At 63.7% G+C, this 15339-nt stretch carries 13 protein-coding genes; 5 read left to right on the forward strand and 8 right to left on the reverse strand.

Annotated features, from left to right (window positions below; translation table 11 throughout):
• Genes RWK44_RS17055 through RWK44_RS17075 form a run of 5 tightly spaced genes read left to right on the forward strand, consistent with a single transcriptional unit; the run spans nt 1 to nt 5911 of the window.
• Entirely contained in the window at nt 1-1146 is a 1146-nt protein-coding gene (locus tag RWK44_RS17055; protein ID WP_222011504.1) for an isovaleryl-CoA dehydrogenase, read from the forward strand.
• Nucleotides 1143-2753: a carboxyl transferase domain-containing protein gene (locus RWK44_RS17060; protein ID WP_316029141.1), complete on the forward strand. Its 1611-nt coding sequence runs from the start codon at nt 1143-1145 to the stop codon at nt 2751-2753. Before RWK44_RS17055 ends, RWK44_RS17060 begins: the two co-directional genes overlap by 4 nt.
• 7 nt (nt 2754-2760) lie before the next feature.
• A complete protein-coding gene (locus tag RWK44_RS17065; RefSeq protein ID WP_222062065.1) occupies nt 2761-4626 on the forward strand; it encodes an acetyl/propionyl/methylcrotonyl-CoA carboxylase subunit alpha in 1866 nt (621 codons plus the stop codon).
• On the forward strand, nt 4626-5078 hold the full coding sequence (locus tag RWK44_RS17070) for a MaoC family dehydratase (protein WP_011654322.1): 453 nt from the start codon (nt 4626-4628) through the stop codon (nt 5076-5078). The genes RWK44_RS17065 and RWK44_RS17070 overlap by 1 nt, the downstream gene beginning before the upstream one ends.
• Nucleotides 5075-5911 carry an HpcH/HpaI aldolase/citrate lyase family protein gene (locus tag RWK44_RS17075; protein WP_316029142.1) on the forward strand — a complete coding sequence of 279 codons (837 nt, stop codon included), beginning with the start codon at nt 5075-5077 and terminating at the stop codon, nt 5909-5911. Before RWK44_RS17070 ends, RWK44_RS17075 begins: the two co-directional genes overlap by 4 nt.
• 130 nt (nt 5912-6041) lie before the next feature.
• Here RWK44_RS17075 and RWK44_RS17080 read toward each other — a convergent pair whose 3' ends face one another.
• The 8 genes from RWK44_RS17080 to RWK44_RS17115 form a co-directional block, all read right to left on the reverse strand.
• Complete coding sequence (locus tag RWK44_RS17080) at nt 6042-7463, reverse strand: mandelate racemase (protein WP_316029143.1); 1422 nt, start codon at nt 7461-7463, stop codon at nt 6042-6044.
• Nucleotides 7460-8476, reverse strand: a complete 1017-nt coding sequence (locus RWK44_RS17085) for a hydroxyacid dehydrogenase (protein WP_131665716.1) — start codon at nt 8474-8476, stop codon at nt 7460-7462. Before RWK44_RS17085 ends, RWK44_RS17080 begins: the two co-directional genes overlap by 4 nt.
• A gap of 4 nt (nt 8477-8480) precedes the next feature.
• Nucleotides 8481-9299, reverse strand: a complete 819-nt coding sequence (locus RWK44_RS17090; RefSeq protein ID WP_131665715.1) for a sugar phosphate isomerase/epimerase family protein — start codon at nt 9297-9299, stop codon at nt 8481-8483.
• 32 nt (nt 9300-9331) lie between these two features.
• Entirely contained in the window at nt 9332-11194 is a 1863-nt protein-coding gene (locus RWK44_RS17095) for a GH39 family glycosyl hydrolase (protein ID WP_131665714.1), read from the reverse strand.
• A 69-nt stretch (nt 11195-11263) separates the two neighbouring features.
• Complete coding sequence (locus RWK44_RS17100) at nt 11264-12097, reverse strand: 5-deoxy-glucuronate isomerase (RefSeq protein ID WP_222062079.1); 834 nt, start codon at nt 12095-12097, stop codon at nt 11264-11266.
• Complete coding sequence (locus RWK44_RS17105; protein ID WP_222011496.1) at nt 12097-13155, reverse strand: ABC transporter ATP-binding protein; 1059 nt, start codon at nt 13153-13155, stop codon at nt 12097-12099. The genes RWK44_RS17100 and RWK44_RS17105 overlap by 1 nt, the downstream gene beginning before the upstream one ends.
• Nucleotides 13155-14204, reverse strand: coding sequence for an ABC transporter ATP-binding protein (locus RWK44_RS17110; protein ID WP_316029144.1), 1050 nt, complete (start codon nt 14202-14204; stop codon nt 13155-13157). The genes RWK44_RS17105 and RWK44_RS17110 overlap by 1 nt, the downstream gene beginning before the upstream one ends.
• Nucleotides 14194-15327 (reverse strand): ABC transporter permease, encoded by a 1134-nt coding sequence (locus RWK44_RS17115; RefSeq protein ID WP_018449184.1) that lies wholly within the window; start codon nt 15325-15327, stop codon nt 14194-14196. The genes RWK44_RS17110 and RWK44_RS17115 overlap by 11 nt, the downstream gene beginning before the upstream one ends.
• Nucleotides 15328-15339: the final 12 nt, after the last annotated feature.

Consider the following 15339-nt stretch of genomic DNA (forward strand, 5'->3'; position numbering starts at 1 on the left):
ATGTTTGATTTTTCGCTCGGCGAAACCGCGGACGCGATCCGTGAAACGACGGCGCGGTTTGCCGCCGATCATATTGCTCCGCTGGCTGCGGAGATCGACGAAAGCAACACGTTTCCACGCCAGCTCTGGCCTGAGATGGGCGCGCTCGGCCTGCACGGAATCACCGTCGAGGAAGAATTCGGCGGCGCCGGTCTCGGTTACCTCGATCATGTCGTCGCCATGGAGGAAATTTCTCGCGCCTCGGCCTCCGTCGGCCTGAGCTACGGCGCCCATTCCAATCTCTGCGTCAACCAGATCCGCCGCTGGGCCTCGCCGGAGCAAAAGCGCAGCCACCTGCCGAAGCTGATCTCCGGCGAACATGTCGGTTCGCTCGCCATGTCGGAGGTCGGCGCCGGTTCCGATGTCGTCTCCATGCGGTTGCGTGCCGAGAAAAAAGGCGATCGCTATATTCTGAACGGCACCAAGTTCTGGATCACCAACGCGCCGCATGCCGACGTGCTTGTTGTCTATGCCAAGACCGATCCCGCAGCCGGCCCGAAAGGCATTTCCGCCTTGATTATCGAGAAAGGCCTGCCCGGTTTCAGCGTCTCCAAGAAACTCTCCAAACTCGGCATGCGCGGCAGCGACACGGCCGAACTGGTCTTCGAGGATTGCGCGGTGCCGGCCGAGGCGCTGATGGGCCGGGAGGGAGAAGGCGTGAAGATCCTCATGTCCGGCCTCGACTATGAGCGCGCCGTGCTTGCCGCCGGGCCGCTCGGCATCATGCAGGCCTGCCTCGATGTCGTGCTGCCCTATGTGCGCGATCGCAAACAGTTCGGCAAAGCGATCGGCGATTTCCAGCTGATGCAGGGCAAGATCGCCGACATGTATGTCGCGCTGAATTCGGCGCGCGCTTATGTCTATTCCGTCGCCCGCGCCTGCGATGCCGGCCGCGCGACGCGCACGGATGCAGCTGCTGCAATCCTCTTTGCCAGCGAAAATGCCGTGAAGGTCTCGCTGGAGGCGATCCAGGCGCTCGGCGGCGCCGGCTATACCAAGGAATGGCCGGTCGAGCGCTTTTTGCGCGACGCCAAGCTTTACGATATCGGCGCCGGCACCAATGAGATCCGCCGCTACCTGATCGGCCGGGAGCTCATTGCGTCATGACGGTTATTTCGACTGCGATCGACCGCGACAGCGACAGCTTCAAGGCCAATGCCAGCAAAAACAAAGCCCTGATCGACGAACTCCACAATCGTTCGGCGAAAGCGCGCGAGGGCGGATCGCAGACAGCGCGCGAGCGCCATACCGGCAAAGGTAAGCTGCTGCCGCGCGACCGCATCCAGCTTTTGCTCGATGCCGGCAGCCCGTTCCTGGAGATCGGCACGCTGGCAGCCAACGGCATGTATGATGACGAGGCGCCCGGCGCCGGCATCATATCAGGCATCGGCCGCGTTGCCGGCCGCGAGGTGATGATCGTCGCCAATGACGCGACGGTGAAGGGCGGTGCCTATTTCCCGATGACGGTGAAGAAACATCTCCGGGCGCAGGAGATCGCCATGCAGAACCGGTTGCCCTGTCTCTATCTGGTCGATAGCGGCGGCGCCAATCTTCCGCATCAGGCCGAAGTCTTTCCCGACCGCGACCATTTCGGCGCGATCTTCTACAACCAGGCCCAGATGTCGGCCGAAGGCATTCCGCAGATCGCCTGCGTTATGGGAAGCTGTACCGCCGGCGGCGCCTATGTGCCCGCCATGTCCGACGAAACGGTCATTGTGCGCAACCACGGCACGATCTTCCTCGCCGGCCCGCCGCTGGTGAAGGCCGCAACCGGCGAGATCATCTCGGCCGAAGAGCTCGGCGGCGCCGAAACCCATGGCCGCCGCTCCGGCGTCGTCGATCATGTGGCCGAAAACGACGAACATGCGCTGCTGCTCGTTCGCGATATCGCAGCCACCCTCAACAGCGTGAAATCAGTCGACATCTACCTGCAGCGGCCACGACCGCCGAAGCTCGATCCAGAGGATCTCTGCGGCCTCATCCCGGAGGATGTTCGCTCGCCCTATGATGTGCGCGAGGTCATCGGCCGGATCGTCGATGGCTCGGAACTGCATGAGTTCAAGCCGCTCTACGGCGCCACACTGGTCTGCGGCTTCGCCCGCATCTGGGGCATGCCTGTCGCCGTCATCGCCAATAACGGCGTTCTCTTCTCCGAAAGCGCGCTGAAAGGCGCGCATTTCATCGAGCTTGCCTGCCAGCGCCGCGTGCCTTTGCTCTTTCTGCAAAACATCTCCGGCTTCATGGTCGGCGGTCGCTATGAGGCCGGCGGCATCGCCAAGGATGGGGCAAAGCTGGTGATGGCGGTTGCGACCGCGAGCGTGCCGAAGGTCACGGTCATCATCGGCGGCAGCTTCGGCGCCGGCAATTACGGCATGTGCGGCCGCGCCTATCGCCCGCGCTTTCTCTTCACCTGGCCGAACAGCCGCATCAGCGTGATGGGCGGCGAACAGGCGGCCTCGGTGCTCGCCACGATCCGCCGAGACTCCATGGAGGCGCGCGGTGAGAATTGGCCTATTGACGAGGAGGAAGCCTTCAAGGCGCCGATCCGCGCCGGCTACGAGGCCGAGGGAAATCCCTATTATGCCACGGCTCGCCTCTGGGACGACGGCATCATCGATCCGCGCCAGACCCGGGATGTGCTGGGCCTTGCCTTTTCCGCCTGTCTGAATGCGCCGATCCCGAAAGGGCCGCGCTTCGGCCTGTTCAGGATGTGAGGCGCCGATGATGGAAAGTCTTCTCATTGCCAACAGGGGCGAAATCGCCCGCCGCATCATCCGCTCGGCCAAGATGCTCGGCATCCGCACCATCGCCGTCTATTCCGAAGCCGATGCCGGCCTGCCCTACGTCAGGGAGGCGGACGAGGCGATTGCCATCGGCCCGGCGCCGGCACGCGAGAGCTATCTCTCTCAGACCCGCATCCTCGATGCCGCCCGGAAAACCGGCGCTGCTGCGATCCATCCCGGCTACGGTTTTCTTTCGGAAAATGCCGAATTTGCCGAAGCGGTGGAAAAGGCCGGCATCCTCTGGGTCGGCGCGCCGCCGGCGGCCATCCGTGCCATGGGCCTTAAGGATGCCGCCAAGGAATTGATGCAGGCAGCCGGCGTGCCCGTGACCCCCGGCTATATGGGCGCGGACCAGAGCGAAGAGAGACTGACGGCCGAGGCGGAAAACATCGGTTATCCCGTGCTCATCAAGGCGGTCGCCGGTGGCGGCGGCAAGGGCATGCGCCGCGTCGATCGCCCGCAGGATTTCGCCGAACGTCTCGCCTCCTGCCGCCGTGAGGCGGCCGCCGCCTTCGGCGACGACCGCGTTCTGATCGAACGCTATATCGCCAATCCGCGCCATATCGAGGTGCAGGTTTTCGCCGATACGCTCGGCAACTACGTTCATCTCTTCGAACGCGATTGTTCGCTGCAGCGCCGTCACCAGAAGGTCATCGAGGAGGCCCCTGCCCCCGGCCTCGATGCCGCTACCCGGGCATTGATCTGCGATGCGGCAGTGAAGGCCGCAAGAGCGGTCAACTATGTCGGCGCCGGCACCATCGAATTCATCGCCGATGCCTCGGAAGGCCTTCGCGAAGATCGCATCTGGTTCATGGAGATGAACACCCGCCTGCAGGTGGAACACCCGGTCACCGAGGCAATTACTGGCGAGGATCTGGTGCTCTGGCAGTTGAAGGTCGCTAGCGGCGAGCCGCTGCCGAAAATGCAGGACGAGATTGCCATGAACGGCTGGGCCTTCGAAGCCCGGCTCTATGCCGAAAATCCTGCCGCCGGCTATCTGCCCTCGACAGGCCGGCTCGAACATCTCAGCCTGCCAGAAACAATCCGCGTCGATAGCGGCGTCGAGCAAGGGGATGACATCACCGCCTTCTATGACCCGATGATTGCCAAGATTGTCGCCCATGGGCCGAACCGCGAGGCCGCACTTTCGAAGCTCGCAGCCGCCTGCGCAGAGATCGAGGTCTGGCCGGTCAGATCCAATGCCGGCCTTCTCACCCGCATCGCCGTCGATCCGGATTTTCGCGCAGCTCGGATCGATACCGGCTTTCTCGACCGCCATGGCGACAGGCTTGTGGCGACGGAGCCGAGCGAAACCGCAATCGACACCGCGGCCACCGTGCTTTCAAAAAATACGGATGGTGATCCCTGGTCTGCGCTGACCGGGTTCCGCATCGCCGGCGCGGATGACAAAAGGGTGCGCATCCGTATCGGCGATCACCTCCATTGGGGGCAATCACGTCCGGAGCTTGAGGCAAATACAGTCACGATCGGTGAAACCACGGTGCTTTTCGACGCCGGCAACGCCTGGCCGATCAGCCTGCCGGTCGCCAGCGAAGTCGAAGCAAGTCAGGGTGCCGGCGACGGCGCGATCCTTTCGCCCATGCCCGGCCTCGTCATTTCGGTGGATGTCGCCGAAGGCGATCGGGTCGCCAAGGGGGACCGCCTGCTGACGGTCGAAGCGATGAAAATGGAACATTCTCTGCGTGCGCCCTTCGACGGCATCGTCGAAAAACTGCAGGTTGCCTCGGGGATCAGGGTCTCGGAAAACCAGCTGGTCGTCAGCATTGTGAAGGAGCAGGATTGATGGCCGGCCGTTATTTCGACGAGTGGACGGTCGGCGACCGCATCGCCCACGACATCCGTCGCACGGTCACCGAGACCGACAATCTGCTCTTCACGACGCTTTCCCACAATCCGCAGCCTCTGCATCTCGATGCCGACTATGCGGCCGGCACCGAATTCGGCCGGATCGTCGTCAACGGCACCTTCACCTTCGCGCTCACCGTCGGCCTTTCGGTCGGCGACACCACGCTCGGCACGCTCGTCGCCAATCTCGGCTATGACAAGGTGACGATGCCGAAGCCGGTCTTCATCGGCGATACGCTGCGGGTGGAAACGGAGGTGATGGAGCTGCGTCGCTCGAACTCCCGCCCCGATGCCGGCATCGTCACCTTCCGGCATATCACCCTGAACCAGCGCGGCGAGATCGTCTGCCAGTGCCTGCGCACGGCAATGCTGAAGGTGAAACCGTCATGAGGCTGCGCTCGCTGCTCTTTGCACCCGGTGACCGGCCGGAGCGTTTCGAAAAAGCGCTTGCCTCGGGCGCCGATGCCGTCATTCTCGACCTGGAAGATTCGGTTGCGCCCCTAAACAAGCCGAAAGCGCGAGAGAGCGTGCACGAATTCGTCTTGCATCATGCCGGCGAGACCCCTCTTCTTATCCGCATCAACCCCCTCGCCTCGCAAGAATTCGAAGACGACCTTGCCGCTTTGAGCGGCCTTCATCCTTTCGCGATCGTGCTGCCGAAGGCCGAGGGTGCCGCCTCGGTGCTGAAGCTCGCAGGCTCTCTTGCATCTGCAATTCCCATCTTGCCGATCGCAACCGAAACGCCATCTGCGATCTTCGAGATCGGCAGCTACCGGGATGTCTCAACCAGCCTCTGCGGCCTGACCTGGGGGGCTGAGGATCTGCCGGCCGCGATGGGGGCTGCGACCGCGCGGAGGACGGATGGCCGCTATACGCCACCTTACGAGCTTGCCCGTTCGCTCACGCTATTCGGAGCCCATGCCGCCGCCGTTCCGGCGATCGACACCGTCTATCCAGATTTCCGCGATCTGGGCGGTCTCAGGGCCTATGTCGGCCGCGCCCGGCGCGATGGCTTTTCCGGTATGATGGCCATCCATCCGAGCCAGGTCGAGGTGATCAATCACGCCTTCACGCCGGATCCGTCCGAGGTCGCCTGGGCCGAGAAAGTCGCCGCCGCCTTCGCCGCCAGGCCCGACGCGGGCGTCGTTCAGCTTGATGGGCGCATGTTGGATTTGCCGCATCTCAAGCTCGCGATGCGCATCCTGGACCTCACTGGGCGATAGCCAGGAAGCCGGCCGATGGCCGCCGTCATCCCGACTTCGCCGCTCGTTCGGAGGCGACAAGCCCTTGTCCCGACCGCTACATAAGGGTCCACATAGTCTTTGGCGACCTGTTGCGCGGTGGGGTCAGGCGTCATGACAATGGCATCATGGCTTCGAAATCAGGCAAAGCGCCGCTCGCGTAGCCGACCGCCCCGAGCGAAGCGATGGCGATCCGGCCGTCGCGGATCGACAGCAGCGGTCCGTCGCCACCCTGCTCGTAGAGATCGGGATGGGCCGCGGCAAAACGCGCCTTCTCCGCCTGCGGCGCACCCTGCATGCCGGCCACATAGTGATGGCCGTTGCGCTCGACATGGGAGAGGCCGATCAGCGAGACCAGCGCCAGATCCTGCTGCACGGCAAGCCCCGCCTGGCAGGTCAGATCCTCGCCCGAGAGGAACAGTCCCGGCACGGTTCCGGTTCTGATGCGGATCGCCTTCAGGAGCGAACGGTAAATGCCCTTGCAGGTCTTCGAGGAGACGCCGGTATAACCGAGCCGCCTGGCGGAGGCGAAGGCGCCATCGCCGTCGTCGCTCTCATCGATCAGGAAGGGTAATTGCGCCGCGAGATCCCCCAGCGGCGTTTCCATGGTGATCGCGCGCGAGAACGGCTGTTCGACAAAGGCAATGGCTGCACGCAACCTCGCCAGCCGAGGCGTCGCCCCGATTTGCGCCAGCAAGGCGGCAAGCTGTTCGGGGGCGCCAAACTGTTCGTTGCCGTCGACCGTCACCCGATAGTCGGGCAGGCGGTCCAGCACGGCGGCGATCCGCGTCAGGCGGTCGATATCGGCATCGATCGTGCCCGAAAGCTTGATCTTGAACCAGCGGTTGCCATAGCGTGTTATCACCGCCTCGAGGCTTTCCGGCAGGCCGTCACCGACGGGATGGAGGATATCGCCCTCGCTGATCGGATCGACAAGCCCGATCGTATGCCGGGCCGAGATCGAGCCGGCAGGACGAAGATCGGAAAGCATCGCCAACGCGGCATCCGCGTCGATATCGTCGGGCAGCATCGGGCCGCCGATGCCGATGAGGTTGCCCCGCACCGCCTCGAAGAAGGAAATGTCGGCAAGGCGGCAATAGGCATCGAGCGCAGCGCGGGCGATGAGCGACGGGCCGAAACCGGCGGCTAGCGGATTTCCAGGCAGGCGTCGCACCGTCTCCATCTCGTTCAGGCGGGCGGCAGCAAACAATGTCGTCGGCGCCGACGGTTCGAGCGAAGCGGCCGCAGCGGTACGGATCGAGGTGCGCAACTGATCGACGTTCTGCGCCGTCGTCAGCGCCGGGTTCTTGTCGAACCATTTCGGCACCATCATCTCGGCGGCCGCGCCGATGGCGGTGCGCCCCTCTTCATCCTCGATACGGACCCTGAGAAAGGCTTGCGGCGCCTTTTCGAGAGTTGCCGCACCGAAGCGGAACGGCAGCCGCAGCCTGATATCGCGCTGGAAGGCGTCGATCTCGACGATTTTGATGCGCGGCGCCGTCACGGAACCTCCAGTGCTACTGTCCATGGTCATGCCATGCGGTCAAGCATGGCGCGAGACACTTCGTGGTGGAGCGGTTCGCGGCGAAGCAGCCGGCCGATCTCATCCACCATGGCCTGTCCCTGGGCGAGATGCGCCTCTTCGGTGTGACCGGCGGCGTGCGGCGAAATGGTGACATTGGCCAGTGTGGGGTCGCGGAAGGGACTATCCGGAGGCAGCGGCTCGTCGTCAAAGACGTCCAAGGCCGCCTCGATACGGCCGGAGCGGATCTCGGCGAGCAGCGCCGCCTCGTCGACCAGCTGCGAGCGTGCCGTGTTGATGAACAGCGTGCCGGGGCGCAATAGCGCCAGTTCGCGGGCGCCGATCATGCGGCGCGTTTCGGGCAAGACAGGCGCATGCAGTGAGATCACGTCGCTTTGAGCCAGCATATCGTCCAGCCCGGCACCTACAACGCCGAGTGCGGTGGCCTCGCTATCACTCAGAAACGGATCGACGACCAGCACGCGGCAGCCGAATGGGACGAGCAGCCGCATGACCGCCCGACCGACATATCCGGCGCCGACGATGCCGACCGTTCTGGCGCCAAGCAATCTCTGCGGCACGGCCGCGCGGACGTCGAGCCATTCGCCACCGTTGCGCAATTGATGATGCAGCCGGTGAATGCCGCGCATGGCGAGCAGCGCTTCGGCGACGACGAACTCGGCAACCGAGGCAGCAATTTTCGAGGCGGCATGGGTGACGCGAATGCCATCGTCGAACAGACGCGCCGGGACCAGTGTGCGGACGCTGCCAGCCGAATGGGCGACAAGGGCGAGTTGTGGATGGCGCTGGCACGCGGCGGCATCGAAGGGCGGCGTGCCCCATCCGGTGAGGCATGCCGTAGCCCCTTGCAGCAGCTGGTCGACATCGGCAGCGTCGATCGTGGCGCCGGTCGGCCAGCGCACTTCGCCAAGGGCGTTCAACTGGGCAATCGCCACATCATCAAGCATCATCCGGCGCGTCTTTTCGGTCAGCAGTACGGCAATGACGGGAGCCTGTTCGTTCATGGTTCTACTCTTTCGCTGTGGCGACCAGGCGCCTGAGATGGGCGAGATCGGCGCGCACCTTGTCGAGCGCATGCTCGCGGGAGACGCGGTATTGGGAATGCATCGAGAGCACGCCGGCAAAGCCGGTGGCCACCAGATGCGGGACGATTTCGTTCCAGGGCACCATGCCTTCGTCGAGCCCATACCAGTCCGAATACCAGGCGCGCTGGCCTTGAGATCCGTAAGCGCCGGGCGACCAACCGCTGTTCTTGACGCCCATGCAGCAGAACCACGGATCGAGAATGTCGAGGGTCAAACGCCAGTCCTCGCTTCCCTCGCGAATGATCTGATTGGCCGGATCGGGATAGGCGCCGATCCGGATCGGATCGCGCCCGGCCAGCAATTGCACGGCCAGCGCGCCCGAGCTGTGCAGGGTCCCGCCGTGAAGCTGGACGGTCAGCTTGATGCCGAAGCGTTCGGCCAGGCGCTCGAAGCCGTCGAGATCACGCCGCGCCTCATCGACCTGGACCTGCCAGCGCCGCAGCGGGTCGTAGCGCCAGAAGCCAAGCCGGACCTGCCCGATGCCAGCCTCGCCGCAACAACTAAGAAGCCGGGATGCGGCATCGTCGGGCCGGGTGGAATCGATGGTCGCCATCGGGGTGCGCAGGCCGGCCGCGGCAAAAAGCTTTACGGCTTTGACGATCTCCTCCGGCCTGTCTGGCGAAACGGCATGGCCATCGCGAATGAGAAGATCGGCGCAATCGAACCCCAAACCGGCCGTAATCTCGGCCGCCTTCTCGAGCGGCAGGCCCTCCAGGGTCTTGGTGAAATAGGCGATATCCATGGATCAGATCCCAGACAGAAAGGCGCTTTTCATCAGCGGGAGAGACAAAGCTCGCTGCGGCGACCGAATGCATCGCGGGCGCGCACCGCATACCGCACGCCCTGCGGCGGCGACATGTGCAGGAATGCCGTCGAGATCAGCGGCGCCGGACTGACCTTTTCAAAAGTCCCCCCATCGGTGCTGATCAGCACATCGTAGAAGATGGTCGGCCCGGCATCGCCGGCAGCCCAAAACAGCATGCGCTCCTCCCGACCGCCAAGACCAAGGTAGCGTTCGACGACAAGGCCGGCAGGTGTAGCCGGGGCCACGCCGATATCGGGAACGACAAGCACCTGGGTCAGCGACGGCAGTGGCACATCCAGGTCGACGCTGATCCGGCCATCGTCGCACGCGACGACGCTGATCGGATGCAGCAAGGCGGGCTCCTGCGCCCGGCGCATTTCGGCAAACTGCGCCTCGGTCGGTGCGGGTGGTGCGCCGACCGGCTCGAAAAGCCCACGCGGGTTGCTTTCGTCGCGCTGGGCTTCCCAGACCTCCATCGGATTGGTGAATTCCTCGTCGATGCGCAGCAGGCAAAGCGCGTGGCGGCCGGGAACCAAACCTTCCACCTCGAGACGGACGGCGGTCCGGCCCGAGCGGTTGATGGCATCGACGCTATGGATGAGGCTGATGGAAACACCGCCGCCCGGCAGCCGCGTCGGCAGGATCGCCAGGCCATCCTGGTCGGGAGCAAGCGGTGGTTCGGCGGTCACCTTGCAAACGGTATCGCCAAGCGTTGCCAGCAGTTCCATCGATGTCAGGCCGGGCTTCTTGATGATGTCGAATGGCGGCGCCCTGTCGACGTCCGTCACCAGCATATCCAGATTGGTCTTGTGCTCCCACTGCGCCTTGGTGAAATTGCGCGAACCGAAATAGGCAAAGATCGTGCGCTGGCTCCAGCCGCCGATAAAGGCGTGGTCATTGCTGAGAAAGCTGAAATTCGCCGCTTTCGGGGCGATGATGCGCCGGTCGTGCTGTTCGATGATGCGGGCGATGATCCCGGCGTAATAGGCCTTGCCGTGCCAGCTATGATGATCGCTCCAGCCGAGCTGCGGATCGCATTCGTCGTTGATGATGGGCAGGCCCGCGAGACGCGGGTGATGCTCCTTGAGATAGTCGACGACGAGAAGCGTGCGGTCGACGATACCGTTGGTTTTCGGGGTCAGGTCTTCCTTGCTGCCGTTGACGCCCTTTTCGTGGATCGAGATGTAATCGAGGCGCGGCGGGCCGTCACCGGTCAGGCAGCTCGTGCCGCTGTCGCAGTGGGCCATGAGGGCGCGAAAGATCGGCGACAGCGTGCGGGCGGTGCCAGGCCCGCCCATCGGCAGGCTGGGATCGATGGCATCAAGCCCCGCGACGCAGGCGTCATAGTAGTTGGTGTAACCCTTGATCCCGTAGGTCCACCAGCCGGAGTCGGCCTCGTTCGTCGTTTCGAAGTACCATGTGCGCAATTCGTCCATGCCGTAACGCGCGCCATAACGATCGGCCGTCGCTGTTACGAGATCCCGCCAGCGCTTGACCTGATCCATGTCCTCATAATCGGTGAACAGGCCCGATGGGTTGCCCATCAGCTCGAAGAACGGCTTCAGGCGGTGTTCGATCATCACGTCGAGCGCGCGGTCGAGCAGCGACCAGTCGTAGCCAGCCTCGCCCTTCGCACTCAGCAGATTGTAGAGATAATGCACCCGCAGGAAGCGGATGCCCTCGTTCGGCAGGCCACCGATATAGGCGAGCATTTGGCGCATCTCGGGCTCGAGCAGCAGCTCGGCCGGCGAAAAGCCGGTGCCGCGCCAGAACCGGTTGAACGGACGTACCGCTTCACCGGCATCAACGTTTATTCGCGTACGTTCACGCATGGGTCGTCTCTCCTTGGGCGGACGTTTGGCAGTGCGCCGCAATGCCGGCGCACGAGACCAGGAGCCGGATTATTTGAACTTGTCGCGCATCGCATCGATGCCGGGGATGGTTTTGGTCAGATGCTGATGGGCGGGATCGAAGCGCTGGATCAGCCCCCGGCGGTGCTTGCCGACGAGAATGGTGAAGATGTAGCCCCGGTGCCCCGGCGAGGTGACCGTCGGGTGGTAACCCCGGTCGACCAGGACAGTGTCGCCGTTGCGGGTCATGAGGATCTTGACCGGACCGTCTTCGTCATAGGTGATCTGGCTGCCGAAACCGGTCTCGGGCTGGAAGCGGTAGTGATAGAGTTCTTCGTGCCGGGTCTCGACATCGCCGTCTTCGGTATCGTGCTTGTGAGGGGGATAGCCGGACCAGCAGCCTTCGCCGGCATAGAGTTCACTCACCAGCAGGTTGCCGCAGCGCCCGTTCTGCCGTTGGCCGAGCAGATGGACGATCCGCCGCTGGCTATGCGTGTCCGACGAACCGACATTGACCGCATCGACCTCATCAGGCGTGACGCGAAACGGGGCGTAGCGCGTGTCCCAGAGGCCGCCGGCGATGGCAACCTCTGCCGCTGCGCCACGAGCCGATATCCGGACATTGGCGCCGACGGGCGCGTAAACCGAGTCCGCATCGCCTCCCCAGATATCGGCTCGCCGGCCCACCGCTTCGAACATGATGCCATCGACCTCGATATCCACCTGACCCGACAGCACGACGTAGAGGCTTTCGTGCGCGGGCAGCCGCCGGATGTCCTGCTCGTTGGAGGCGAGCGTGACGAGATCGAAGTAGATGAGATCGAGCGTCGTGGAGGAGGTATCCACAACGGGACGCTGCTCGGAGCGTGGAATGAATTCGGGCATCAATTGAACTCCGGAACGATACGGTCGGCAAAGGGATTAAGCGTCAGGGATTCGGCGTAATGACAGGCCACTGCGTGCCCATCGGCGGTGACGGTGCGTAAGCCCGGCACCTCCTGCTTGCAAAGCTCGGTGGCGTAGCGGCAACGCGGATGAAATGCGCAGCCGGGGGGCGGATGGGCGGGGTCAGCAACCTCGCCCGCCAGCCGGATGCGCTGGCCGTGGCGGCGCATTCTCGGATCGGCGATCGGCACGGCCGAGAGCAACGCTTCGGTGTAGGGGTGGAGCGGGTGCGAGAAGATCTGCTCCGTCGGCGCCTTTTCGACGACCCGGCCGACATACATGACGGCGATATTGTCCGAGATGTGCCGGACGACCGAGAGGTCGTGGGCGACGAAGAGATAGGTCAGACCGAACTGTTCCTGCAGGTCCTGCAGGAGGTTGATGGTTTGTGCCTGCACGCTGACATCGAGCGCCGAGACGGCCTCATCGGCGATCACCAGGCGCGGATTGGACGCCAGCGCCCGGGCGATGCCGATGCGCTGGCGCTCGCCGCCGGAGAAAGCATGGGGATAGCGGTGCATATATTCGGGCCGCAGGCCGACGCTCTGCATCAGCTCGGCGACCCGGTGCTCGAGCTCCCGGCCCTTTGCGATGCCGTTGACACCAAGCACCTCGCCGATGATGTCGATGACGGGAAGGCGCGGATTGAGCGAGGATTGCGGATCCTGAAACACGATGCGCAGGTCGCGATGGATTTCGTCGAGGGCAGAACCCGACAACGCGGCGAGATCGACCGTGCTGCCGCTGCGGTTGCGATAGCGGATTTCGCCGCTCGTCGGCTGATAGATGCGCAAGACCGTGCGGGCAAGCGTGGACTTGCCGCAGCCGGATTCCCCGACGATGCCGAGTGTTTCGCCATCCTCGACACGAAGCGAAACGCCGTCGACCGCCTTCACGTGTCCGACGACACGCCGGAATGCGCCCTTGCGAATGGGGAAATGCATCCTGAGATCGTTCAGTTCGAGCAGCGGGCTTGGCTGTGTCATGGGATCGGCCATCATTGTCTTCCTTCGTAAAGCAGACAGCTGGCGACATGTCCGTCGCCGATGGCGACGGGTTGCGGATCCCTCTGGTCGCACAGGCCTGCCCTCGCCTCTTTGCATCGGGGATGAAAGCTGCAGCCCGGGGGCCGGTTGAAACGCGAGGGCACCATGCCGTCGATGATCGCGAGCCGTTCGGTGGGTTGCCCATGCATACGCGGCACCGATTGCAGCAGCGCCTTGGTGTAGGGATGAACAGGTGCATGGAAGATCGTATCGACATTGCCTGCCTCCACGACCCGACCGACATACATGACGACGACCTCGTCGGCGATTTCGGCCACCACACCGAGATCATGGGTCACGAATAGCACCGAGAGCCCGAATTCGGCCTGCAGCGAGGCGATAAGGTCGAGGATATTGGCCTGGGTGGTCACATCGAGCGCCGTAGTCGGTTCGTCGGCGATCAGCAGCCTGGGGCGGCAGGCGAGCGCCAAGGCGATGCAGACGCGCTGGCGCATGCCGCCGGAAAACTGGAAGGCATAGTTTTCCATACGCTCGGCCGGCCGCGGGATGCCGACCAGAGCCAATGTCTCTATTGCATGTTCGCGCGCCTCCTTCTTTCCCATCTTCAGATGCAGGCGGATCACCTCGACCATCTGGTTGCCGATCGTATGGACGGGGGAAAGGGCCGCCATCGGCTCCTGGCTGATCAGGCCGATCTGAGCACCGCGGATCGCCCGCATGGCGTGGCCACGCGGATCAAGCGCCGCCAAGTCGACGGAGGGTGCTGTGGGATCCGGCCGGTAGCGGATTGCCCCCGAGACGATCCGCCCTCCCCTGGGAACCTGGTTGAGGATTGAGCGGCCGGTGATGCTCTTGCCCGAACCGGATTCGCCGACGACGCAGACCGTCTTGCCGCGCGGGATGGAAAAGGAGACGCCGTCGACAGCCTTGATGGTGCCTGCCCCCCCGAAAAAATGGGTCCTGAGATCATCGACCTCGATCAGCGGGTCGCGATGCCGGTGCCGGCCGCCGGCTGCGGCGAAATTGGGATCAGTATTCATAGGGATCTGCAGCATCGCGTAATCCATCACCGAGGAAATTGAGAGCGAGCACGGTGACGATCACCGCGAGACCCGGAAGAAACAGCCAGGGTGCGCTCGATACGGCGAGAATGTTCTGCGCCTCCTGAAGCAGCACGCCCCAACTCACCACCGGCGGGCGCAGGCCGATGCCGAGGAAGGAGAGCGCGGTTTCTGCGAGGATCATCGTCGGGATGGCGAGCGTCACCGAGGCGATGATGTGGCTCATGAAGGACGGAACCATGTGCCGCCAGATGATGCGCATCTGCGAACAACCGTCGAGACGGGCGGCGATCACGAAGTCTTCCGTCTTGAGCGACAGGAAGCGCCCGCGCACCACCCGCGCCAGGTCGGTCCAGCCGATCAGTGACAGGATGATCGTGATCCAGAGATAGACGAGGATAGGATCGGCGCTGATCGGGACAGCAGCCGCAAGGCCCATCCACAGCGGGATGGTCGGGATAGAGTTGATGAGCTCGATTGAACGCTGGATGACATCGTCCACCCAGCCGCCGTAGAGGCCTGAGATGCCGCCCAGGATGATGCCGAGGATGAGGCTGATTGCCACCCCGATCAGTCCGACGGACATCGAAACACGCGTGCCGTGGACCGTCCGGCTGAAGACGTCGCGACCGAGGCGATCGGCGCCGAACAGGTAGAATGGTTTGCCCATCTCGATCGGGCCGATCAGGTGCCGGTCGAAATCGAACAGCCCCCAGAGCCGGTAGGGTTCGCCCTTGACGAAGAAGCCGAGGGGGATGACGACGGCCGGATCGGGCACATAATTGCGGCTGAGCGCGATCGGGTCAACCTTCATCGAATAACCGTTGACGTAGAGCGGATGAAACTGTCCGGCCGCGTCGTAGCCGGCGAACTTGATCTGCTGCGGCGGCGCATAGGTGTAGCGGGAATCGTAGGTCTGCGATGAAACCGGGGCGAGAACCTCGGCAAACAAGGCGACCAGGTAGATCAAAAAGATGACGACGCCGGCCGCCAGCGCCAGCCGATGGCGACGGAAGCGCCGCCAGATGAGCTTCCACTGCCCGGCAACCGCGTCGGAATTCTGGATCAGTTCGGGCTGTAGCGCGATGGCTTGATCGGTCATTGGTCTCGTCCT

The sequence above is a fragment of the Rhizobium sp. 25PS6 genome (assembly GCF_032464655.1).
Taxonomy (GTDB): domain Bacteria; phylum Pseudomonadota; class Alphaproteobacteria; order Rhizobiales; family Rhizobiaceae; genus Rhizobium; species Rhizobium laguerreae.